Raw genomic sequence first — 22,181 nt, 5'->3', positions numbered from 1 at the left:
CCGGCCCGCAGGAGACCCAGCCGAAGCCGGCGGCGTGCGCGTGCACACCGAGTTCGGCGGTCGGGACGGTGCTGTGGTGCAGGCTCAGGGCCCGGCCGACGGCGTGCAGTCCGGGGCCGGCCGGGTCGTAGGCGTGCAGCACGGTCAGCTCGTCGCCAGGCGCCTTGGGCAGCCGGGCGAGCAAGGCGTCCAGTGCCTGCCGGGTGGTGAGCTGCATCAGCCGGTTGTCGTCGTTCCCGTCGAAGCCGAGACCGGGCGCGTTCCCGTGGGGCGAGATCCACAGCGGGTCGAAGTCGGGCTCGTCCGCGGCGGTGCCGACGGCCTGCTCCTCGGTGGGCAGCGGGTCGCCGTCGGCGGCGATCCGCCGGCCGGGGGTGAGCCGGGGCGGCAGCACCCGCAGCACGGCGGAGCCGGAGGCGATCCGGGCGGTGGTCTCGTCGACCACCAGGAGGTCGGAGCCGTCGCCCGCGAGCCGGTTGAGGGCGTTCTGGAGGTTGTCGGGGGTGGGGAGCAGCCAGCTCTGGAAGATGGCGAGCCGGTCGCGGTACTGCTCGTCGCTCTCGCCGGTGACGGGGGCGAACGAGGTGCGGGCGAGGTCGGAGATCCGGACTTCCTCGACCAGCCCGAGGTAGGGCACGTCGGCCGGGACGCCCCCGGGGGGCTGGTGGGCGGCGCCGATCACCAGGGGCTGCCCGGAGGTGAGCGGTCCGAGCTTCTTGATCAGGGCCCGGTCCACCTCGGCGCCGTCGAGGTACAGCCTGGCGTCGGCTCCGGGGCCGGTGCGGCGCAGGGTGGCGGCGAGGTGGTGGAAGCGGCCGTCGGCCAGGTCGAGGTCGGCGAAGAGATCGGTTTCGGCGGCGCCGTCGGAGACGGTGAAGCGCAGGTTGTGGTCGATGCCGCGCCACTTGCCGAGGGTGAGCGTCCAACCGGTGGGCGGGGCGGACGCGTTGGGCGGATCGCGGCGGGCCAGCACGGTGCCGGGGTCGGCGGCGGTCCGGTCGGGGCGGACGACGGCTTCGGCGGTGAAGTCGGCGGTGAGGTCGGGCAGGTCGGCGACGGTGATGGCGCCGCCGGGCGGTTCGAAGCCGAAGGCGGGCCCGAACCGCCCGGCCCGGTCGGGCCGGGCGCTGCCGGTGACGGTGCTGTGGGCCGGGTCCAGGTGCCCGCTCGCGTCGACGGGGGCGGGTTCGTCGAGGTGGAGGAGTGCGAGGGTGTGCTCGTCCGGCTCGTGCCGCTGCGGTGGGAAGCGGGGCGCGCCGAGGTCCTGGCCGAGCAGGTCGAGTCCGGCGCCGCGGGCGTGCTGGGCGAAGCGCTGGCGGGCGACGTCGGCGCTGCGGCGGTCGAGGTCCTGGTAGTCGCGGCCGATCGTCCACAGCAGCCGGGCGAGGGTGCCGAGCAGCGCGGTCAGCTGCCAGTCGTCCGGGTCGGTCGGCGCCGGCGGCTGCGGGGCGAGACCGGTGATCCGCAGGCCGGGTCCGAACTCGGCTGCGGCGCCGGGGAGTTCGACGGCCAGCTGGTCGCCGGCGGGCCAGCCGGCGGGGAAGGTGACGTCGGCGCTCTCCGCCGTCGCGCCGGGGCCGGTGGTGCGGGTGAAGGTGACGCGGACGGTCAGCGGTTCGGCGGAGGTGTGCGCGGGGGCGAGCAGGTGGCGCGGGGCGTCCGGGTCGCGGCCCCAGCGGGCCCGGTAGGCGGAGAGACCGTCGTACTGCGGTGTCAGGACGCCGTCGGCGCCGGCAGTGAGGGGCAGGGCGAGGCGCTCCAGGCCCCGGGCGTAGGCGGGCGTGAGGCCGCCGGCCATCACGTCCAGGAAGTCGGCGGTCATGCCCTCACCACCTGGAGGTCGATCAGCGGGCTGTCGAGGTCGAAGGCGGCGATCTCGTCGGCGGCCAGGGCGAGGTTCTCGCCCACGGACAGCTCCTGGGCGTCGCCGTAGACCGCGCCGCCGTGGCCGACCTCGCCGAAGACGGGGGCGCCGCGGCGCAGGCGCAGGTTCTGCACGTCGGCGACCCCGGCGACCGCCCGGGCGGTGAGCACCAGGTCCGAGTGGAGCAGGCCGTGGCCCAGGCGCAGCCGCCCGACGGCGGTGTGGACGGCGTCCAGGATCTCGCCGCGGATGGCGTCGGCGTCGTGGCCGGGCTCGACCACCAGGGTGGCGCGCAGGCCGACGTCGACCTGGTTGGCGGGCCTGAGGTCGGGGAAGATCGAGACCGGCCGCCACTGGCGGACCACGTCGACCACGGCGGGGCGGACGGCCGGGACGTCGCCGTCCTCGGGGAGCCAGGGCCAGCCCGGTTCGACGGCGACGACGATGTCGAAGAAGTACGGGGAGCCGGTCTGCCGTCCGGCGGTGAACTGGTGCTGCCCGAACGCGTAGGTGTTGAAGGCGGCGCTCGACGTGTCGATGCCGCCGAGCGGGTCGAACAGGGCGGCGTCGCGCACCCCGGGGATGTCGAGGAGCTCGCTGAGCACCGCGTCCTGGGTCCACACCGTCCGGGGCACGCCGAGCAGCCGGGCGCGGTGGGCGTCGTCGGGCTCGTCCAGTTCGCCGCCGGTGATCGGCCCCTGGGCGGTGACGGTGACGGTGGCCGGGCCGAGGGCGAGGTGGACCTCGGCCCAGTGCGGCTCCAGTTCGAGGTCCGCCCCGTCGGGCGGGTTGCCGCCGGGCCCGCGCTCCACCGCGCGGACGCCGACGGTGGCGGTGGGGGAGGCGGCGTCGAGGGTGGCGGAGGCGGTGGTGCGGAGCTCGACGAGGGGCTTCCCGGCGGCGGGGACGGTGCGGACGGCGGCGCCCTGGGGGACGACGACGGCGCGGTCCGGGCCCTGGTCCTGCACGGCCAGGACGACTTCGCCGGTGGCCCACAGCTGCCGCCGGGGCCGGCCGAGGTCGAGGCCGAGCAGGGTGAGCGCCTCGCCCTGCGCGGTGGTGACGAAGTTGGCGTAGTACTGGTTCTCCAGCGCGCGCCAGAGTTCGTGGACGTGGACGGCGGCGGCGTCGAGCACCTTGCGCAGTGCCGAGCCGGAACTCAGGTCGACGTCGCTGCCGAACATGGCGCGGGCGCGGGCCTGCTGGTCGGCGACGATCCGGTCGATGCCCTTGAGGACGAAGCCGTCCGCGGTCACGCCGTAGCCGTCGTCGGCGGGGGGGTCAGGGCCGACCGGTCGGGTGGGAGGGGTCTGGTCAGTCAAGGCGTCCCCCTGAGGTGAGGGTCAGCGTGGAGCCGGCGACGGTGTCGAGGATCGCGTGGACGGTGTACCGGCGGCTCGCCCTGGCCGCCTCGACGATCTGCTGGAAGGCGGCCGGGTCGAGGTCGGGCCGCAGTTCGAGGAACCGCGGGTCGTCCTCGAAGAACACCTCCCGGACGTCGGCGACCCGGCGGTCGGCGCCCAGGCAGCGGACGAGTTCCATCCGCAGGTACTCCTTGCGGGCCGGGAGGTCGAGCGCGTAGCGGCCGAGGGCGAGCCGGTCGAAGCCGAAGCCGGTGTTGAGCCGGTCGCTGCCGAGCTGGGTGTCGACGGCCAGCAGCAGCGCCTGGACGAGGGCGTCGGGGCCCGCGTTCTCGGCGGGGCCGCCGGTCGCCGGGTCGGTGACGAGATCGCCGTCGTCGAGGGCGAGGCCGTGGCCGAGGCTGGGCGCGCCGGAGCCGTCCGTCGGCGTCGCACCCGGCAGGCCGGGGTAGCGGGCGGCGAGCACGGCGGGGTCGGTCAGCACGCCCGGGTCGGCGAGGACGGCCGGGTCGGCGAGGATGCCCGGGTCGGCGAGGATGCCTGGGTCGACCGGGCCGGTCGGGTCGCCGGGGAACGTCATGTCAGCTCGCCTCCAGGATCTGCTGGCCCGCGTCCGTGATCGTCCAGGCGCCCTTTCCGGTGCCGCTCACGGTGTCGCCGGTCGCGGTGTCGAGCAGCGCCGGCTGCCCGGCGACGGTGAGCTTCACGGTGAGGCCCACCGGCCGGGTGGGTGTGGTGACGCAGGGCTGCGGCTGCCCGTTCGGGAGGGCGGCGGGGCAGGGCGTGATCATGCCCGGGACGGGTGCGGCGGCGCTCCCGAAGGCGAATCCCGCCTCCGCGCCGGCCAGCAGGACGCCCGCCTTGCTCACGGTGAGCGCGGTGCTGCCCGGCCCGGGCAGTCGGCACGCACCGCCGTGCACACAGGTGATGACTGCTCCTTCGACCAGGACGAATGACATCAGCCGATCGCCACCTTCCCTTTCTTCAGCGTCAGGCCGACTCCGCCGGCGCTGACGCTCGCCTGTTCTGCGGTCACGTTCAGTCGGGACGGCCCGACGGCCACCTGCACCTGGTCGGCGGAGACCGTGACGGAGGTCTGGCCCGCCGTCACCGTCACCTCGGCGCCGGCCGCGGCGGTGAGGTCGACGTCGCCGCCCGGGCCGATCCGCAGCTCGGTGCCGGAGGCGTGCGAGAGCTGGAACTCCGCGGCGTCGCCCTCGGCGGGCCGGTCCCCGACGGCGGAGCAGGCGGCGGCGCCGACCACCACCTTCAGCCCGGCCGCCTCGATCACCCGGCGGCCGTCCGCCGCGGTGAGGTCGTTGGCGCCCTTGCCGATCGGGCGCGGGTCCGGGCCGGGCGAGACCTCGGTGGGCAGGCACAGCCACCAGTCGCCGGCCTTCGCGGCCGGACGGGCCATCGCCGGTTCGTTGCTCCACAGGAATCCGCCGACCACCGTGTCGGCCCGGGAACCGCGGACGCCGTGCAGCAGCGCGCGCATGCCCGGGTACACGGGGACGCTCAGGCCGGTGTTGTACCAGGCGAACGGCGCCGCCACCGGCTTGCCGTGCAGCACCGGACCGCCGGGGGCCACGGCGAGGTCCACGCTCGGCGCGGCCGCCAGCGGGCCCGCGCCCTGCCCGTACCGGAGATCGGCGACCCGCCGGTCGGGCTTGGCGGCGGAGACCTCGCCGACGTCGACCGACGGCGAGACGGCGCGGGCGTCGCGGATGCGCTGCGAGATCGCCTCGACGACCGCGGTCGGGCTGCCCCGGCGGGCCGCCTCGGTGTTCCGCCGGTTCGCGCCGTCGCCCCCGCCGCCGGTGCCGAGGCCGATGCCGCCCGGTGCGGCGGTGAAGGAGGCCGCCCGGCCGGTGCAGACGTAGCCCTCGCGGGAGGAGGAATGGGTCAGCTCGATGATCCGGTAGCCCCGCAGCGGGTTCTCGAACCCGGCCACGCCCGCCGCGACCAGCTGGCCGGTCCGCAGCTCCGGCGTGCCCAGCACGGTGAAGTCGAACGCCGCCACCGAGACGTCGTCGGGCAGGTCGCCCGCGACCCGCAGGGTGGTGGCGGTGGCGGCCCGGACCGGCCGGAACGACGCCAGCCGGGCGACCGTTCCGGTCGCGGGCGCGATCAGCGCGTCCTCGCCGGCCAGCGCCGACAGCGCGGCCGACGGGTCGGCCGGGACGGACGGGCCCGGCCCGCTCGGCGGGTGGGTGACGGCCGTGCCGAACTGCACGGTGCCGTCCTGCACCAGGAACTCCGCCCCGCAGTCCCGGGCCAGGTCCGTCAGCAGCTCGAAGTCGTTGGGGCCGTCCAGGTTGAAGTCCTGCGGATCCCCGGCCGGGGAGGCGCCGGTCGCGAGGGCGCCGCCGCTGCGCTCGACGATGGCCTTGGCGGCGGCGGCCGGCGTGGTCTGCACGGAGTGGTAGTGCACGAGCCCGTCCCCGTCGGCCGCGCCGGTGGCGGCGAGCAGCCGGTGCGCGGCCTCCTCGTCGCCGGTCAGGCACACGCCCAGCGGCGGGAACCGGGGCGAGACGCCGATCCCGGTCACCCGGCCCCGCAGCACGGCCTGCCGGGAGCCCGGCGTGTCCAGGTACCCGAGGGTGATCACTGTCGGGACGCCGCCGCCCGCCTCGCCGCGCTTGTCGTCCAGCGCGCCCGACAGCGCCCGGTGGGCGGCCAACGGCAGGGTGGCCAGCTCGACGGTGAAGCCGCCGGCCTGGCTGAGCGCGTGGTCCACGGTGATCGCCGCGTCGCTCAGGATGCCCGCCGACGTGGCGTCGTTGGACACCGTGAGGCCCAGCGTCGGGAACGCCACCCGGTACCAGAGGATCACGCCCATCGCTGCGCCACCCCGATCACGATCTCGGTGCCGTAGTGGCCGGGCCCGTTGAGGTTGCCCCGGGCCACCTTGGCGGTCAGCAGGCGGATCGCCAACTGTCCTGCGGTGTGGACGAGTTCGGGTTCGACGACGAGCTTGCGCAGGAACACCGTGCGCGGCCCGGCCGCCCCCTGGCGGACCACCCGGAGCACCAGGTAGCCCGGCGGCGCCACCGCTGTGGGCGCCGGGGCGGGGGCCGCCAGGTCGTACAGCGTCTCCGGCGGGTCGGAATCGGGCGCGGCCAGCTCGGCGTACAGGCCGAAGTCGTAGACGGTGGCGCCGACCGGGCAGCTGAACGCCTGCGGAAGACCCTCGTCGGGCTCCACCGGCAGCCGCTCGAACTCCAGGGCCGGGACGGTCGGAACGGCGGACGTGGTCACAGCTTGCCTCCCAGCTGGCGGCGGACGGGAATCATGTCGCTGACGGTGGGCACGGCCGCGATGCCGGCCGCGAGCAGCATGTCGGCGGCCTCGCCGATCAGCGCGGACAGGCTGGACCGCGGGACCTGCTCCAGGGTGATGTTGGCGTCGATCGCGTCGCGCTTCTGGTTGGACTGGGTGAACCGCAGGCCGGTGATCTGCATGTCGAGGCTGATCGTCATCCCGCACACCACCGGGAGCCCGGCCAGGTTCATCAGCGGCGCGGTGGCGGGCGCCAGGGCCCGCGAGGTCAGCGCCAGCGCCTCCAGGCCCTTCTTCATCAGCAGCCTGGTCCGGCCGACCAGCACCGCCTCGACCGTGATGGTCCTGGTGGTCGGGGAGACCAGCTGCGCCAGCCGGCTGCCCGCGATCTGGGCCACCTGGTAGCCCTCGTCGACGGTCAGGCTGGTGACGGTCAGCAGCGGCACCGGGCCGATCAGCACGGGGACGTTCAAGCCGGACAGCATGACGGGCCTACCTCTCCGGTTTCGGTACGGCGCGGCGGCGCAGCGGCGGCTGCTGGGCCGGGGCCTCGACGGGCTCGTCCGGCAGCGGCTCCGCCTCCGTGTGGATCCGGGTCTGCGCGGGCTCCGTATGGATCCGGGCCTGCCCGGGCGGCGGCGCGTCCACGTCCGTCGGGGCTCGCAGCTGCGGCCCGGCGACCGGCCGGCGGTTCTTGACCCTGGTCCGGATCCAGGTCTGCATCTCCTCGATCAGCTCCGCCTCCAGGGCCTGCGACCTCGCGAGGTCCGCGGCATCGGGGTAGTAGTACCGGGCGTTCGGCCAGGTCGCGAAGGTGTGCTCGCCCTTGGACGCGTTGGCGGACGCGTCCATCAGGCGGAGGTTCTTCCGTCGGACGGCGAGGCTGTTCTGCTCGGCGGCGGTCAGCAGCTCGAAGCCCTCCATCCGGGTGATCCGGCTCAGCGAGACGACGTGGTCCACCTCCAGCCGGCCGGAGGAGACGCCCAGCGTGCCGACCTGGTCGACCTCGCCGGAGGCGACGACCTCGGCCCGCTCCCGGGACGCGTTGAAGACCTGCCGCATCCGGACGAGCGGATCCACCCGGAGGGCGATCACGACCTCCTCGGCCTGCGCCATCGCGCGGTGCGCCTCGGCGATCTCGCCCTTCCCGGCGACCCGCTCCCGCACGCCGCCCGGGCGCGTCACGAACTCGCCGGAGAGTTTGTCGAGTTCCGCCTCGATCTCCGCGATCCGGGCGTCGTCCCGGGCCCCCGTCGGGGTCTTCGGCCGGGCCCGCAGCTCCCGCAGCAGCGCGTCCCGTTCCGCGTACAGCGCCCGCAGGCGTTCGCTCGCCTCGGCCAGCGCCTTCCCGGCCCGGAGCTGCTCCGGGGTGGGCGGGCGCCAGGCGTGCAGCTCGGCCACGATCTCCTCGAACACCGCCGCCGACCGCTCCGCGGCGAGCCGGTCGACGTACCGCATCGCCACGGCGTCGTCGATACCGCGCTCCTCGGCGATCTTGACGATCTCCTTCACCCGGGCGTACGCGGTGGTGATCGCCTCCTGCTCCGCCGGGCTCAACCGCGTGATGTCGCCGAGGAGTTCGGCGATCCGGGCCTCGCCGCGCAGGGCTTCGACGGTGGCCACGTGCTTCTTGGCGAGGTAGTACATCGCCTCCATCGGCCCGGTCGGGTCGACCAGGAAACCGCCGTGGAGCCGGCCGGCGAACTCGCCCAGGACGCGCTTCAGGCCCTGCTCCGCCGCAGCCCGCGCCTTCAGCACCTCCGCGAGCCTCGGCTCCAGGCCCTCGACCTCGTCGATCTTCGTGAGCAGGTCCCGGTAGCGGGCCGTCGCCGTCGCGGCGTCCTTCGCCTCGCCGAACTCGTGCAACTCGTTCCGGAGCGAGAACAGGCCCTTGGCGTTCGCCCCCCGCTTCAGCAGGGCGACCGCGGACACGTGGAGTTCCAGGGCCACCGAGGCCACGGCGAGGGCGACCCAGAGCAGCGAGGGCTCGTTCGCGATGAACCTCAGGTCGTACTCGGCGGACGCCTCCTGGTACTCCTCGATCGCCCGCACCGCCTGAGCGGTGGTGATCGCGAGGTTCGCCAGCACGGCGGCCGCGGCGACCCAGCCGCCGACCGGCACCAGCGCCGCGAGCAGCAGCGTGATGGCGACGACGGCGGCCTCGGTGAACACGTGGAACCTGGCGATGCCCTCGATGTGGTCGTCGACGATCCAGGCGTAGACCGTCCTGTCCTTGACGCCCAGGCTGCGCTTGGTCGCCTCCACCAGGCCCGGCTGGCTGAAGACGCGTTCGGGATCCTGCGCCAGCTCCTGCCGGACGGTCTCCCCGTCGGCCTGCCGCCGGTCCGCGACCTCCAGCAGGTAGGCCCGGGCGGCGTCCGCGTCGAGGTGGGAGAGCTTCGCGCGGTCGGTGCCCCGGCCCAGCCGCTCGGGGTCGACCAGCAGGTCGTGGCCGGAGGCGATCGCGGTCTCCCGGTCGGCCCGGGCGCGCAACTCGGCGGCCTCGATCCGGTTCAGGCCCTCCTTCGGGACGTAATCGCCGAGGGCAGGGTTGTATTCGACCTCGCCCTCCAGGTGGACGGCCCGGGTGTACTCGGCGGGGGCGGACGTCCGCGCGATCGCGGCGACCATCGTCTCGACGTACCCGGGGGTGCGCAGCCTGCGCCGCTCCTCCTGGAGCTGGTGGTCGATGTGGGCGAGGATGTCGAGCGCGATCCGCACCGCCTCGGCGCGGAACTGCCCCAGGTAGGCGTTGACCGAGGCCTCGAACGCCTCCTCGGTGAGGCTGCACCGGGCGAGCGCCTCGGTCAGGCGCCGGTGGGCCTCCAGCTGCTCGTCGGAGGGCGGCGGGGGGTGCTCGGCCATGCCGAAGGACTGCTGCTCGTCGAGGTTCTTCGAGGTCCGCCACAGCAGGTAGAGCTCCTCCCGGCCGAACAGCGGGGCCGCCGCTGCCGCGGTCCGGGCGGTCTCGGCGGCGCGGGCGCGCTCGTCCGCCAGGAACCGGTCGACCGAGGCGTCCAGCTCCGTCCAACTCCCCGGCTCGGCGGTGACGGTGTCCAGGTAGGCGGCGCGCTGCTCCGGCGTCATCGCCGCGAGCCTGCGCCCCAGCCGCACGGACGCGGTGAGGTCCGGCACGGACAGCGGCCGGTCGCCCACCAGCAGGGCCCGCCGGACGTCCTCGGGCAGGTCCGCGACCTCCCGGCGCAGATGCTCCTCGACGACATCCGCCTGCACGCCGCGCCGGCGGGCCGCCGCCTCCGGGCCGGTGCCGGCCTTCGTGCCCGCCGGCAGGCCCATCGCCTGCCGGAGCCGCTCCTCCGTCTCCGCCTCGATCCGCTCCCGCTCGGCCTCGGGCAGCAGCGCCGTCTCGGTCTCGGTGGCGTCGGTGACGGTCAGGTCGAGGTAGCGGCGGTCGGCGTCCTGCTTGGTGACGGACCGCCCGCGCTTGTCCGTCCAGTGCCACCAGGCCAGCCGCCGTTCCACCTCCTGCGGGTCCGTGATCCGGTAGTACTGGCGGACGAACTCGCGCAGCAGGTCGTCCTGGTCCATCTCGTGGTCCACCCGCACCCGGAACCGCAGCCGGGTGGGCCCGCGCATTGCACCCGCCGACGTCCGGCGCTTCGCACCGGACCCGGCCCGGTCGGCGGTCCGCTCCCGCCGCGGCAGCCGGTCGGGCGGCGGCGGGGGAGCAGCGGCGGTCTCCGTGCCCTGGTCCGCCGCCGACTCCGACAGCGAGAACGCCAGCAGCGGGCCGCCGCCGGCCGGCGGGCCGGCCATCGGCGCGGGCGGCGCGGGGGCTGCGGCGGCCAGCAGGTTCGCCCCGGCCAGTGCCCGGCCGACCGCCTCCAGCAGGACCTGCTCCACCTCCCGCGCCACGTCCGGGGGCAGCTGCGCCGGACCGGCGTCGAAGACCACCGCCTCCGGGGGGTGGACCCGGACCCGCCGCAGCTCGGCGCCGCTCATGGCTCCTGCTCCCACTGCGGCAGCCGGCCCGCCAGTTCGGGCTGCTCCTCGGGCTCCGGCTGCGCCGGCTCGCACGGCGGGCGGTTCACCCGGTTCGCCGCCAGCAGCTCCCCGGCCTGGCGGAGCCGGGCGGCGAGCGCCTCCTCGACCGCCCGGCCGAGCTCGGCCAGCCGGTCCGGCGACGGCGTGCCGACGACCGTCACGGTGATCGGGAACTCCCACTCGATCCGGGGCATGCGCTCGGCTCTCCTTCGTCCCCGGAGGGCTCAACTCAGCGCCCGGTAGAGGGCGTCGTAGACGGTGTTGGCCGCGACAGCTCCGGTCGCCCGGCCGGTGCCGCCGACCAGCACCACGTGGATCGGGAAGACGTAGTGGATGTCGGCGCCCCCGGTCGCCTCGTCCGGTCCGGCCGCCCGGATCGCTCCGGCCGCCCCGTTCGCTCCGGGCGGCGCGGCGGCCTGCCCGCCGTCCGGTTCGGGCATGGTGCCCTGGTACCCGTCCGACATGGGATCCTCCTTCCGCGCGACTGACGGCCGGTCAGCCCGGCAGGGCCGGAACGGCCTGCAGGCAGACGCAGTTGAACGTGGTGGTGGGCACGCCGTCGATCACGATGGTGGTGGCGACCGAGGTGATGTAGCAGTCGTTGAAGGCGATGCTGTTGAACGTCCAGTCGTTCCCCTTGGCCTCCTGCACGGCGATGGTGAACGCGGCGCTGTTCAGCGCCATCGTGGTGAGGGTCGCCACCGCCGTGCCGATCGCCTTGACCGCCATGGTGAAGGTGAACGCCTGCGGCTGGACGATGTGCGCGACGTTGTCCGCCTCCAGCGAATGCAACGGCTGGACGGGCACGTTGAAGGTCGGGTTGAACGAGTCGATCGGCGTCACCGCGACGCCGTTCAGCATCACCGTCAGCCGGGTGTCCCATTTCAGGGCGTCGGGCATGGTGTCTCACTCCTTCTGGTGTTCCTGCTCGCTCAGCCCTTGAGCACGAGGTCGATCGTCAGCCGGTGGATCGCTCCCGCGTAGACCACCTCGACGCTCATGTCGACGGACCGGTTCGCCCGGGCGGTGCTGATCTCCTCGGCCTCGACGGGGATGAGGTCCGCCGTGTCCTTGTCCAGCAGTGCCAGCAGCGGGATGACGACGCCGAATCCGTCGATGACCTGCCGCGCCACCAGTGGCGACAGCACCGCCTGCACGACCGTCTCGACGGTGCGGAGCCCGACCCGGGACAGGCGCACGTTGCCGAGCGCCGGGATCAGGGCGGCCTTGATCCGGAAGTTGATGTCGTCGAGGACGCGGACGATGTCGACGTACTTCTTGTCGTGGCTCCAGTCCGAGGTGTAGCCCTCGCCGAGGTACAGGGCCTGGCCCGGCAGCAGCACCGGCTTGGTGATCCAGTTGACCCCGACCTGGTTGAAGGCGTCGATCTCGTTGTCCGAGAACACGTCGGGCATCGCGACGCTGATCGGCTTGAGCAGCAGCGAGATGTGCGGCTCGCAGCCCGCGATGACGCCGGCCAGTGCCGCGGCGACGTCGTCCGGAGACTTGTGGGCGATCAGCACCATCCGCTCGTCGATGAGCGGCGGGACGACGAGGGTGGCCAGCTCGTCGGTGCTCACGCCCTGATCGAGCATGGCCACGCCGATCCGCTCCTTGCCGTCGCCGAGATCGGCCGTCACGTGGTTCTTCAGCTTCGTGAGGGCGTCCGTGTTGTCCGAGCTGTTCGAGGCGAGCGGGGTGCGGGCGAGCAGCACGATCTGGACGTCGAGCTTGTCGACCTCGGTCAGGCCGTCCTCCCACTTGGGGGAGTCCGGCGCCAGCGGGACGCCCCAGACCACGGTCGGGGGCGGGGTCTGCGCGAACGCCGTGCGGATCGCCGTCGCCAGGTCGCTGTCGCTCTCCTGGGTGACTTTCGTTCCGACGCTGTAAGTGGCGCTCAGCTCGCTGTCCAGGGTGAGATCGAAAGTGGCAGCGGCCCCCGTGGACGGCGTGCTCACGGCGGTCACCGTGTGGACCTCCGACTGGACGTGGCCGGCCTGCGTGGCGTCGGTGAACCGCACCAGCACCGGTGCCGGAACCTTCGCTGCCACGGTGGCCTTTTTGTCTCCCTTGGTCGCCTGCGCCGTCAAGGTGGTCCCGCCGAGGGACTTGAGCTTCTCCGCGGCCGAGACCGGCGAGGTGAACCGCACCGGGTCCGTGGTCGGCGTACCGAATCCGGCCCGGCCGACGATGGCGATGTTGCCGAACGCCCGCACCGCCGGTGCGAACAGTTCGCTGCGGGTGTTGACCGTGATGTATTTGACCGGCATCGACCGCTCCCTACGTGATGCGGTGACGGCGCGTCGGTCCGGGCCGATCCTGGGCCGGACGAGAACTCGTCCGGGGCGGTCCCGGCCGACAGGCTTCGAAGGTGGTCTGCAGGTTTCGGGTCTTCAGGTTCCAGGGGCGCCCTCTCGCTCAGGTCGTGGTCTCGAATGCGGCTACGAAGCCGTCCGTGGCCAGCAGGTCGGTCACCTGCTGCTCCAGGCCGGCGGGTTCGGGGTTCGGAAACGTCGCAGCCCTGGGGAAGACCGCCAGCCATGCGCCGGCGGCCAGCACCGCCCCGCCGTCGTACTCGTCGGGGTGCGGACGGGACTCGTCCAGCGCCTGCCGGCTCTGCACCAGGCGGCGCAGCGCGCCGGCGAGGTCGTCCAGGTCGGGGAAGACCAGCGCCGAGATGTGCAGTCGGAAGGTGCGGCCGGGCGCGGCGGGGTCGAAGGGCGGGGGCTGCGCGTAGTGCAGCCGGTAGAGCCGGGGGAAATCCGCCTGGAGTTCCTGGTAGTCGGCCACGTGGGCACGGCGCATCAGGTCGGCGAGGTCGAGGAACGCGAACCGGGCGGCGAACTCCTGCTGGGAGAGCCCGGTGAGGTCCTCGGAGGCGAGGGCGTCCAGCGCGCCACTGGTCAGCGCGACCTGGGCGGTGACCCGGGTGTCCAGCGCGACGTCGATCCAGAGCGGCGGGCCGGTGCGAGGGATCTCCAGGACGGCCCGCGCCTGGGCGGTGTCGGGCAGCAGCTTCTCCCAGTTCGCCCGTACCGTCAGCGGGTCGTCGAGCGGAACCTGGAACTGCGTCGTCAGGACGTGGGGGGCCTCCAGGACCCGCACTTCCAGGGTGCTGGGCTCGTACACGGACGCCAGCAGCGAGCGCAGCCGGTTCTTGTCGGGGTCGTCGGCGGGTACCAGCAGGTCCTGGATCCGGGGCGGATCCAGGTATCGGATCATCAGCTGATCGCAGAATGTGTTCATGCCAAATCCCGCGTGCGTCGCGCACTGTGCATGGTGAATCGCGCGGACCGTCCGTCACGAAGCGCACGGGGGGTGTCGCTTCGGACCGGACGCTCGGTTCACGGCCACCCTACGCCGCCCCTTTTCGACCGGACAGCCCTGACGGTCAGTGGCTCCCGCGCCCGGCGTCCGGTCCGGGCGCTAGTGCTCCGGCAGTTCCTGGGCAGGCAGTCGGCCGGCCCGGACGGCGTCGACCAGCGCCCGGTGGTCGCGTTCGTTCCGGTCGGCGTACGCCTCGGCGAACGGCACCAGGGCGCGGTCGAACGCGTCGCCGTTGCCCAGGTACGCGGCGATGGCGATCCGGTCGCCGGAGCGGGCGTGGGCGCGGGCCAGGGTGAAGCCGCAGATCTCGCCGAACGCCTTCATGCCGGCCGGCAGCAGGTCCTCGGCGACCACGATGCCCTTCCAGTCGCGCAGTTGGCGGACGTAGAAGTCGCGGCGCCGGCCGTCGATGCCCAGCGCCCGCTCCCAGCCCAGGAAGATGTCGCTGGCGGCCTGCATCAGCCGCTGGCCGGAGACCACCCGTTCGCCCTGGTTGTCGTACTCGCCGGAGCCGAGGTGGGCGGCCAGGACGGACTGGTCGGCCTCCTTGGCCTGGAGGAACAGCGGGTCGCGGCCGTCGCGGCCGAGCAGCAGGAAGATCCAGCAACGGGTGCCGACACTGCCGACGCCGACCACCTTGCGGGCCACGTCGACCAGCCGGTAGTCGGCCAGCAGGGTGCGCCGGTCGGAGGCGAGGGTGCGGCCGTAGCGCTCGATCATGCCGTGGAACTCCTGCTCCAGCGCGGCGCGTTCGATCTCCGGCAGCAGTTCGTCGATGGGCACCAGCAGCGGCGGGTCGGGGGCGATCCGCACCTCCCCGTCGATCACCCGGGTGAGCTTGTCGAAGACCTGGAGGCTGTCGCGGGTACGGGCCTTCGCCATGCTGCGGTCCAGCGCCTTCCGGCCGCGCTTGCGGAGGTGCTCGGTGGCCAGCGCCCGGAGCCGGTCGGCGTCCATCCGGCTGTACCAGACGTCGAGGTTGCGCATGCCGGCGAAGCGGATCATCGACTCGCGGTAGGCGCGGACGGTCGCCCGGACGATGCCGGCCCGCACTCCGTCGTCGAAGTCGTTGGCGCGTCCAGCGATCACCAGGCTGGCCGCCAGCCGCTTCACGTCCCACTCCCAGGGGCCGGGCAGCGTTTCGTCGAAGTCGTTGATGTCGAACAGCAGTTGACGCTCCGGCGAGGCCAGCAGTCGGAAGTTCAGCAGGTGGGCGTCACCGCACAGCTGGGCCCGGATGCCGGAGTCGGGCGAGCCGGCCAGGTCCGAGGCCATGATCGCGGCGGCGCCCCGGTAGAACCGGAACGGCGACTCCGTCATCCGGGCGTACCGGATCGGCACCAGCTCCGGCACCCGGGTCGCCGACTGCGCCTGAAGGATCTTCAGCGGGTCCGGACGGTTCTTCCCGGGCCGGAACTCCGCGTGGCTCGAACGCGGGGCACGGCGCCGGGCCGCCCGCCCGAGCGCCGCCCGCTCCTCGGGCGTCGCGCCCGGCACGGCCCGGATCGCCGTGGTCGACTCCTGTGCCATCAGAGGCCTCCTCGCGGTTCTTGCGGCCGCCGTTCTCGATGCCCGGCGGGCGCCCACCCCCGATCATCTCGGCACCGGCCGGATCCGGCCTGTCGGAGTGGTGCGGCTGTGTCGGTCGCGCCCGGTGACCGGCGGCCCGCGACGAGGGGGACGCGACCGACAGCGCGCCGCCGAGGGCGCCGAGGGCGACGGGCCGTCCGGTCCGCGCGAGTTGGGCCCGGACGAGGCGGGCCGGCCGGCGCTCGCGCGGCTCCGCAGCCACTCGGCGGGCGGCCGGGCGGTGACTCACTGTGTCGAGCGCCGCCGGCAGGCAGTTCGGACACCGTGCGACACCCGGGGCCACCCGCCCGTCCGGCCGCTGCCCGCGCTCACTTCGGCGGCTCAGCGCCCCCTGACGGACCAGTAGGGTGCGGCGTGCGCCAGGGCGCGGCCCTCCAGGGCGGCGACCAGGCGTTCGAAGAGGTGGAGGGCGGCAGGGCCGGACCAGTCCGGCGGCAGGACCTGCGGGGGCAGGCCGGGGTCGCGGAACGGGAGCTTGCGCCAGTCGTCGACCACCGACAGGTAGCCGACGAAGGCGTCCCGGCCGTCCACGAACGCGGCGGTGGCCAGCAGGTCGGCCTCGGCGGTCCGGTCGGTGAGGAACTCCCGGTAGCGGCGGTCGATCTCGGCCAGGTCCCAGCCCTTGCGGACCATTCCGGCGAGGTCCTGCCCGCCCACGTGGTCGCCGGTGAAGACGGCGCACTGGTCGGTCAGGTCGAGTTCGGCGATGGCCCGGACGGCGGCGGGGAGCATCCGGGCGGGAGCGATCCACACCGCCGCGCCGATGTTGCCGAAGCCGAGCGCGGCCAGGTGCGCGGTCAGCTGGTGGCGCTTGGCCCGGGCGGACTCCGGCACCGAGAAGTTGACGAGGCACCAGCCGTCGGCGAGGTCGGCGGGCTGCCGGGCGTGCCAGATCACCTCGTCGCCGGCGGCCAGCGCCTCCAGCGCGGCGGGCGTCAGCGCGTAGCCGCGCACCCCGGAGCGGGTCTGCGGCTCCAGCCAGCCGCGCTGCTTGAGGCGGAACACCGCGGTGCGGACGCTGGAGGCGTCCAGGCCGGCCTGGGTGAGCAGCTCGACGGTGCCGGCGATCGGCATCCAGTTGCCCAGCTTGCGGACGACGGCGCCGAGGAAGGTCACCAGCACGGTCCGGGAACGGCGCGCCGCGGCGGGCCGGGCCTCCATCGTCTCGCTCATCCCACCGAGTATGGCGGACGCCGAACCGATGATCGGACCGCGCTGGTCATGCGGACACCTCGATCCGGCCCGGCGTCCACCGCAGGTGCACCGTCCCGGGAGCGCCGTCGCGCAGCAGCGACAGCCGCGGCGGGATCCGGTCGGTGCGCGAGGTGGGCGGCCGGCGGCGACCGGCCCGCCACTGCACCGGCCACTCGGCGCCCGCGCCCCGGTAGTCCTGTTCGGCGGCCGCGTGCAGCGTCCACTGCGGGTCGTACAGCTGGGTGCGGCCCAGCGCGCACAGGTCGGCGCGCCCGGCCAGCAGGATCGAGTTGACGTCGTCCCAGGAGGAGATCGCGCCCACCGCGATCACCTGCACCCCGGCCGGGGCGGCCACCCGGTGGCGGATCCGGTCGGCGAACGGCGTCTGGTAGGAGCGCCCGTAGGCCGGCCGCTCGTCCTTGGCGACCTGCCCGGAGGAGACGTCGATCGCTGCCGCGCCGTGCTCGACGAAGGCCCGGGCGATCTCCACCGCATCCTCCGCGGTGGTGCCGTCCGGCAGCCAGTCGGTCGCCGAGATGCGCACCGTCACCGGGATCCGCTCCGGCACGGCCCGCCGGACCGCGTCGAACACCTCCAGCGGGAAGCGCAGCCGCCGCTGCAGGCTCCCGCCGTACTCGTCGGTGCGGCGGTTGGCGACGGGGGAGAGGAAGGAGGAGAGCAGGTAGCCGTGCGCGGCGTGCACCTCGATCAGGTCGAAGCCCGCGTCCACCCCGCGTCGGGCGGCTGCCTCGAAGTCGGCGACCACCCGGTCCAGATCGGCCCGGGTCGCCTCGCGCGGCACGTGGCAGCCCGGCCCGTACGGCAGCGCGGACGGGCCGATCACCTCCCAGTTGCCGTCCGGCAGCGGCTCGTCGATGCCCTCCCACATCAGCCTGGTCGAGCCCTTGCGGCCGGAGTGTCCGAGCTGCAGGCCGATCTTCGCCGAACTGCGCTCGTGGACGAAGGAGGTGACGCGCCGCCAGGCCTCGCGCTGCCCGTCGTCCCACAGGCCCGCGCAGCCCGGGGTGATCCGGCCCTCGGGGGAGACGCAGACCATCTCGGTCATCACCAGGCCCGCGCCGCCGAGCGCCTTGGAGCCCAGGTGCACCAGGTGGAAGTCGCCGGGCACGCCGTCCGTCGCGGAGTACATGTCCACCGGCGAGACGATGATCCGATTGTTCAGTTCCAGTGCGCCGATCCGCACCGGCTGGAACATCGCCGGGGCCGCCGCCGTCCCCTGCCGTGCGGCGAACTCGCCCTCCACCAGGGCCGCGAACTCCGCGTCCCGCTCCTTCAGGTTCTCGAAGGTGATCCGGCGCGAGCGGGTCAGCAGGTTGAAGACGAACTGGGCCGGCTCCTGGTCGGCGTACATGCCGATGTTCTCGAACCACTCCAGCGAGGCCTGCGCGGCCCGCTGCGTCGACTCCACCACCGGCTTGCGCTCCGCCTGGTACGCGGCCAGCGCCTCGGGCACGGACGGCTGCTCGTGCAGGCAGGCCGCCAGCGCCAGGGCGTCCTCCATGGCGAGCTTGGTGCCGGAGCCGATCGAGAAGTGCGCGGTGTGCGCGGCGTCGCCCAGCAGCACCACCTCGCCGTCGTACCAGCGTTCGTTGCGGACGGTGGTGAAGTTCAGCCAGCGCGAGCGGTTGGACAGGACCTGATGGCCCTTCAGCTCCTCGGCGAAGATCTCGGCGATCCGGGAGACCGCGTGCTCGTCCGACTCGCCCGGCCCGAACTCCCGCCCGTCGGTGCGGTCGAAACCGGCCCGCCGCCACACCTCCTCGTGCATCTCCACGATGAACGTCGAACCCGCCTCCGAGTACGGGTAGCCGTGGATCTGCATGGTGCCCCACTGCGTCTGCTTGACGAAGAACTGGAACGCCTCGAAGACCAGGTCGGTGCCGAGCCAGATGTACTTGTTGCGCCGGCGGTCCAGCGACGGGCGGAACACCTCGGCGCGCTCGGCCCGCACCGCGGAGTGCACCCCGTCCGCGGCCAGCACCAGGTCGTGCCCGGCCCGCAGCTCCTCGACGCCCGGCGCCGTAGTGCGGTAGTGGACGCGCACGCCGAGCTCCGCCGCCCGCTGCTGGAGGATCCGCAGCAGCTCCTTCCGGCCCATCGCGGCGAAGCCCTGCCCGCCGACGGTGAACCGGTGGCCGCGGAAGTCGACGTCGATGTCGGTCCAGCGGGCGAAGCCGCGCTCCATCGCGGCGTGCACCGTCTCGTCCGCGCCCGCGATGCCGGTCAGCGTCTCGTCGGAGAACACCACGCCGAAGCCGAAGGTGTCCTCGGGGGCGTTGCGCTCCCACACCGTCACCCGGTGCGCCGGGTCCAACTGCTTCATCAGCGAGGCGAAGTACAGCCCACCGGGCCCGCCGCCGACCACCGCGATCCTCATGCCGTGCCCTCCACTGCCGTACCGTCGCCCGCCGTGCCCGCCGCCGAGTCCCCGACGAGCCGGCGGAGCCGGAAATGCTGGAGCTTGCCGCTCGGATTGCGCGGCAGCGCCTCGACGAACCGCACCTCGCGCGGGTACTTGTACGGCGCGAGCTGCTGCTTCACGTGGTCCTGGATGCTCCGGGCGGTCGCCGCGTCCGCCGCCACGCCCGCCCGCAGCACCACGAACGCGCAGACCACCGAGCCGCGTTCGGCATCGGGCGCGGCCACCACCGCCGACTCCAGCACGTCCGGGTGGGTGTCCACGGCGGCCTCCACCTCCGGGCCCGCGATGTTGTAGCCGGACGAGACGATCATGTTGTCGCTGCGCGCCCGGTACCAGAAATAGCCGTCCTCGTCGCGGACGAAGGTGTCCCCGGTGACGTTCCAGCCGTTGACGACGTAGTCCGCCTGCCGCTCGTCGTCCAGGTAGCGGCAGCCGACCGGGCCGATCACCGCCAGCCGGCCCTCGACGCCCGGGCCGAGCTCCTCGCCGTCCGGGCCCAGCACCGCGGCCCGGAACCCCGGCACCGGCCGGCCCGTCGCACCGGGACGGATCTCGTCCCCGGCCGCCGAGACGAAGATGTGCAGCAGCTCCGTCGCCCCGATGCCGTCCACCACCCGCAGACCGGTCTCCGCCCGCAGCCGCTCCCACACCTCCCGGGGAATGTGCTCACCCGCGCTCACCGCGACCCGCAATCCCGAAAGCCGCTGCGCCAGACCGGACTTGACGATCTGCCGGTACGCGGTCGGCGCCGTCGCCAGCACCGTCACCCCGTGCTCCGCGACCAGCGCCGCCAGCTCCGCCGGCGTCGCCGACTCGGTCAGGAACGCGCACGCCCCCGCCCGCAGCGGGAACACCACCAGCATCCCCAGCCCGAAGGTGAACGCCAGCGGCGCCGTGCACGCCACCAGGTCGTCCGGCCGCAGCCGCAGCGTGCACCGGCCGAAGGTGTTGTCGATCGACAGCAGATCGCGGTGGAAGTGCACCGTGACCTTCGGGACGCCGGTGGTCCCCGAGGTCGGCCCGAACAGCGCCACGTCGTCCGCCGCCGTGTCCGCCGCCGCGAACCGGCCGGCCTTCCCGGCCGCCCGCCGCACCAGGTCGTCCGCCGCGTCGCCGCCGACCGCCACCACCGCGAGGCCGGGCAGACCGCGCACCTCGTCCAGGCCTCTCACCTCGTCCAAGAAACGGTGGTCGACCAGCGCCACCGCCGGCCGGGTCTTCGCCACGATCGGCCCCAACTCCCGCGCACGCAACGCCGCCATGGTCGCCACCGCGATCCCGCCGGCCCGCAGCACGCCCAGCCAGGCCGCCACCGCCCACGGATTGTTCGGCGAACGCAGCAGCACCCGGTTGCCCGGCACCAGCCCCAGATCCTCGGTCAGCACCTGCGCGACCTGCGCCGACCGCGACTGCAACTCGCCGTACGTCCACACCTCCCCGCCCGGCGTGCGCAGCGCCGGCCGGTCCGGACCGAACTCCGCCACCTGACGGTCCAGCAACTCGACTGCGGCGTTCAGCCGTTCGGGATACTTCAGCAGCTCGGTGGTGAACTCCAGCACCGGCCACTGCCCGACCGGCGGCAGGTGGTCGCGCGCGAAGGTGTCACGGAAACCGGACTCCGTCATCTGCCGTCCCCCGCCCGGATCATGCCCTCCTGGACCACCGTCGCCAGATGGACCCCGTCCGGCGTGAAGAACCGCCCCTCGCCGAGGCCCCGGCCCGACTCCGCCGCCACCGCCTGCTGCGCGTACAGCAGCCACCCGTCCAACACCCCCGGGCGCGGCGGACGGTGGAACCACATCGCATGGTCCAGGCTCGCCGTCACCAGCCCCGGCCGGGCCCACGCCAGGCCCAGCACCCGCAGCACCGGCTCCAGCACCGTGTAGTCGCAGACGTACGCCAGCGCCGCCGCGTCCCGCTGCGCCTCGCTCAACCCCTCCACCGGCCGCAGCGCGTCGAACGGCCGCACCCAGACCGCCTGGTGCGGCGCCCGCCCGCCGTCCACCGACAGGTACACCGGGCCGGGCACGTGCCGCAGGTCGAAGCTGCGCCCGGCCGACCAGTAGTCCCTGGAGGCCTCGGTCATCGTCCCGCCCTCGCGCTCCGCCAAGTACGCGGCGGAGCCCGGCAGTTCCTCGGGCCCGGGCAGACCGTCGGCGGCCCAGTCGGGCAGCGCGGCGGCGAAGCTGCCGCCGCCCTCGCCCGCCGCGAAGTTGGCCAGGCACACGTACAGCGCCTTGCCGCGCTGGTAGGCGCGCACCTGCCGGGTCGCGTAGCCGCGGCCGTCGCGCAGCAGCTCCACCTCGTGGCGCACCGGTTCGCCGATCTCGGCGGGCCGCATGAAGTAGGAGTGCATCGAGTGCAGAACCTTGCCGTCCTCGACCGACCGCATGGCCGCGGCCGCCGCCTGCGCGACCAGGTCGCCGCCGTACGCCTTGGGCCACGGGCAGGGCTGGGTGACGGCGGTGAACGCGAGGTCGAAGTGCTCGGGCGCGACGGGCTCCAGGGCGACGGCCGCGCCGAAGAACTCCGAGGTGGTGTCGGCCATCAGGGCCGGTCCAGCCAGTCGGGCAGCTCCGCGTCCGGCACCTCGGGCAGGTTGACCACGATGTTCTCCGGGGTGCGGGTGGTCATCCAGGTCAGCGGGCGGTTGCGGTCGACGTTGCACTCCACGTGCGGCATGAACGGCGGGACGAACACCCAGTCGCCCTCCGCCAGGTCGACGTAGTCGGCGAACTTCGCGCCGAAGTAGATCCGGCCCCGGCCGGACAGCACGTAGCCGCCGGTCTCCGCCTCGCCGTGGTGGTGCGGCACCGACCGGTAGCCCGGCTCGTTGCCGACCTTGCCGAACCACAGGCGGGTGGCCGGGGTGTGCTGGATGCTGATGCCGGAGATCCGGGTGGCGCCGGCCGACTGCCCGGTGTCCCCGGGCTCGTCGCCCGCCCTGGTCACCACCGGGACCACCAGGCCGCTCTCGGTGGCGTACATCGAGTTGTCGCCGTCGAGCAGGTACGAGCTGTAGTCGGGGGAGTTGCCGGGGGTGGGGTCCATGGGAAGCTCCTCGTCGTGGCTGGGGGTCGGTTCGAGAGGGTTCGCTCTGATGGATCGTCGGCTC

The 22,181-nt window shown here is 73.9% G+C and carries 19 protein-coding genes; all 19 read right to left on the bottom strand.

What is annotated here, in order from left to right:
- The coding region (locus IEZ12_RS11435; protein ID WP_189271936.1) for a LamG domain-containing protein at positions 1-1,822 on the bottom strand (1,822 nt) is incomplete at its 3' end.
- The gene (locus IEZ12_RS11430) at positions 1,819-3,186 is read right to left on the bottom strand and encodes a baseplate J/gp47 family protein (protein WP_189271935.1); all 1,368 of its coding nucleotides are present in this window, start codon (positions 3,184-3,186) and stop codon (positions 1,819-1,821) included. The genes IEZ12_RS11430 and IEZ12_RS11435, both read right to left, overlap by 4 nt.
- Positions 3,179-3,805, bottom strand: coding sequence for a hypothetical protein (locus IEZ12_RS11425; protein WP_189271934.1), 627 nt, complete (start codon positions 3,803-3,805; stop codon positions 3,179-3,181). The genes IEZ12_RS11430 and IEZ12_RS11425 overlap by 8 nt, the downstream gene beginning before the upstream one ends.
- 1 nt (position 3,806) lies before the next feature.
- Complete coding sequence (locus tag IEZ12_RS11420; protein ID WP_189271933.1) at positions 3,807-4,184, bottom strand: hypothetical protein; 378 nt, start codon at positions 4,182-4,184, stop codon at positions 3,807-3,809.
- Positions 4,184-6,067 (bottom strand): hypothetical protein, encoded by a 1,884-nt coding sequence (locus IEZ12_RS11415; RefSeq protein ID WP_189271932.1) that lies wholly within the window; start codon positions 6,065-6,067, stop codon positions 4,184-4,186. Before IEZ12_RS11415 ends, IEZ12_RS11420 begins: the two co-directional genes overlap by 1 nt.
- Positions 6,058-6,486 carry a hypothetical protein gene (locus IEZ12_RS11410; protein ID WP_189271931.1) on the bottom strand — a complete coding sequence of 143 codons (429 nt, stop codon included), beginning with the start codon at positions 6,484-6,486 and terminating at the stop codon, positions 6,058-6,060. Before IEZ12_RS11410 ends, IEZ12_RS11415 begins: the two co-directional genes overlap by 10 nt.
- Positions 6,483-6,992, bottom strand: coding sequence for a hypothetical protein (locus IEZ12_RS11405; RefSeq protein WP_189271930.1), 510 nt, complete (start codon positions 6,990-6,992; stop codon positions 6,483-6,485). The genes IEZ12_RS11410 and IEZ12_RS11405 overlap by 4 nt, the downstream gene beginning before the upstream one ends.
- Positions 6,993-6,999: 7 nt before the next feature.
- Entirely contained in the window at positions 7,000-10,470 is a 3,471-nt protein-coding gene (locus tag IEZ12_RS11400; protein WP_189271929.1) for a hypothetical protein, read from the bottom strand.
- Positions 10,467-10,706, bottom strand: coding sequence for a hypothetical protein (locus tag IEZ12_RS11395; protein ID WP_189271928.1), 240 nt, complete (start codon positions 10,704-10,706; stop codon positions 10,467-10,469). Before IEZ12_RS11395 ends, IEZ12_RS11400 begins: the two co-directional genes overlap by 4 nt.
- Before the next feature lie 30 nt (positions 10,707-10,736).
- Positions 10,737-10,976: a hypothetical protein gene (locus tag IEZ12_RS11390; RefSeq protein WP_189271927.1), complete on the bottom strand. Its 240-nt coding sequence runs from the start codon at positions 10,974-10,976 to the stop codon at positions 10,737-10,739.
- A gap of 31 nt (positions 10,977-11,007) precedes the next feature.
- Positions 11,008-11,412, bottom strand: a complete 405-nt coding sequence (locus IEZ12_RS11385) for a hypothetical protein (RefSeq protein WP_189271926.1) — start codon at positions 11,410-11,412, stop codon at positions 11,008-11,010.
- A 32-nt stretch (positions 11,413-11,444) separates the two neighbouring features.
- Positions 11,445-12,782, bottom strand: a complete 1,338-nt coding sequence (locus IEZ12_RS11380; protein WP_189271925.1) for a hypothetical protein — start codon at positions 12,780-12,782, stop codon at positions 11,445-11,447.
- Between the two features lie 148 nt (positions 12,783-12,930).
- Positions 12,931-13,734 carry a hypothetical protein gene (locus tag IEZ12_RS11375; protein ID WP_189271924.1) on the bottom strand — a complete coding sequence of 268 codons (804 nt, stop codon included), beginning with the start codon at positions 13,732-13,734 and terminating at the stop codon, positions 12,931-12,933.
- Positions 13,735-13,938: 204 nt separating this feature from the next.
- Entirely contained in the window at positions 13,939-15,369 is a 1,431-nt protein-coding gene (locus tag IEZ12_RS11370) for a DUF2252 domain-containing protein (RefSeq protein WP_189271923.1), read from the bottom strand.
- A gap of 381 nt (positions 15,370-15,750) precedes the next feature.
- Positions 15,751-16,602 carry a PaaX family transcriptional regulator gene (locus tag IEZ12_RS11365; protein ID WP_229847441.1) on the bottom strand — a complete coding sequence of 284 codons (852 nt, stop codon included), beginning with the start codon at positions 16,600-16,602 and terminating at the stop codon, positions 15,751-15,753.
- 46 nt (positions 16,603-16,648) lie between these two features.
- A complete protein-coding gene (locus IEZ12_RS11360) occupies positions 16,649-19,021 on the bottom strand; it encodes a bifunctional salicylyl-CoA 5-hydroxylase/oxidoreductase (RefSeq protein WP_189271922.1) in 2,373 nt (790 codons plus the stop codon).
- A complete protein-coding gene (locus IEZ12_RS11355) occupies positions 19,018-20,691 on the bottom strand; it encodes an AMP-binding protein (RefSeq protein WP_189271921.1) in 1,674 nt (557 codons plus the stop codon). Before IEZ12_RS11355 ends, IEZ12_RS11360 begins: the two co-directional genes overlap by 4 nt.
- A complete protein-coding gene (locus IEZ12_RS11350; RefSeq protein ID WP_189271920.1) occupies positions 20,688-21,614 on the bottom strand; it encodes an acyl-CoA thioesterase in 927 nt (308 codons plus the stop codon). Before IEZ12_RS11350 ends, IEZ12_RS11355 begins: the two co-directional genes overlap by 4 nt.
- On the bottom strand, positions 21,614-22,117 hold the full coding sequence (locus IEZ12_RS11345; protein WP_043907673.1) for a cupin domain-containing protein: 504 nt from the start codon (positions 22,115-22,117) through the stop codon (positions 21,614-21,616). Before IEZ12_RS11345 ends, IEZ12_RS11350 begins: the two co-directional genes overlap by 1 nt.
- Positions 22,118-22,181 lie beyond the last annotated feature (64 nt).

The sequence above is a fragment of the Kitasatospora griseola genome, from assembly GCF_014648555.1.
GTDB classification, from domain to species: Bacteria; Actinomycetota; Actinomycetes; order Streptomycetales; family Streptomycetaceae; genus Kitasatospora; species Kitasatospora griseola.
Note: the sequence above shows the minus strand (reverse complement) of the source record. Positions and strands in the feature narration are given on the sequence as shown.

Coding starts and splice junctions, on each gene's coding strand:
- IEZ12_RS11425 (WP_189271934.1), bottom strand. CDS start 3,805: ATGACGTTCCCCGGCGACCCGACCGGCCCGGTCGACCCAGGCATCCTC.
- IEZ12_RS11420 (WP_189271933.1), bottom strand. CDS start 4,184: ATGTCATTCGTCCTGGTCGAAGGAGCAGTCATCACCTGTGTGCACGGC.
- IEZ12_RS11415 (WP_189271932.1), bottom strand. CDS start 6,067: ATGGGCGTGATCCTCTGGTACCGGGTGGCGTTCCCGACGCTGGGCCTC.
- IEZ12_RS11405 (WP_189271930.1), bottom strand. CDS start 6,992: ATGCTGTCCGGCTTGAACGTCCCCGTGCTGATCGGCCCGGTGCCGCTG.
- IEZ12_RS11400 (WP_189271929.1), bottom strand. CDS start 10,470: ATGAGCGGCGCCGAGCTGCGGCGGGTCCGGGTCCACCCCCCGGAGGCG.
- IEZ12_RS11395 (WP_189271928.1), bottom strand. CDS start 10,706: ATGCCCCGGATCGAGTGGGAGTTCCCGATCACCGTGACGGTCGTCGGC.
- IEZ12_RS11390 (WP_189271927.1), bottom strand. CDS start 10,976: ATGTCGGACGGGTACCAGGGCACCATGCCCGAACCGGACGGCGGGCAG.
- IEZ12_RS11385 (WP_189271926.1), bottom strand. CDS start 11,412: ATGCCCGACGCCCTGAAATGGGACACCCGGCTGACGGTGATGCTGAAC.
- IEZ12_RS11380 (WP_189271925.1), bottom strand. CDS start 12,782: ATGCCGGTCAAATACATCACGGTCAACACCCGCAGCGAACTGTTCGCA.
- IEZ12_RS11375 (WP_189271924.1), bottom strand. CDS start 13,734: ATGATCCGATACCTGGATCCGCCCCGGATCCAGGACCTGCTGGTACCC.
- IEZ12_RS11370 (WP_189271923.1), bottom strand. CDS start 15,369: ATGGCACAGGAGTCGACCACGGCGATCCGGGCCGTGCCGGGCGCGACG.
- IEZ12_RS11365 (WP_229847441.1), bottom strand. CDS start 16,602: ATGAGCGAGACGATGGAGGCCCGGCCCGCCGCGGCGCGCCGTTCCCGG.
- IEZ12_RS11360 (WP_189271922.1), bottom strand. CDS start 19,021: ATGAGGATCGCGGTGGTCGGCGGCGGGCCCGGTGGGCTGTACTTCGCC.
- IEZ12_RS11355 (WP_189271921.1), bottom strand. CDS start 20,691: ATGACGGAGTCCGGTTTCCGTGACACCTTCGCGCGCGACCACCTGCCG.
- IEZ12_RS11350 (WP_189271920.1), bottom strand. CDS start 21,614: ATGGCCGACACCACCTCGGAGTTCTTCGGCGCGGCCGTCGCCCTGGAG.
- IEZ12_RS11345 (WP_043907673.1), bottom strand. CDS start 22,117: ATGGACCCCACCCCCGGCAACTCCCCCGACTACAGCTCGTACCTGCTC.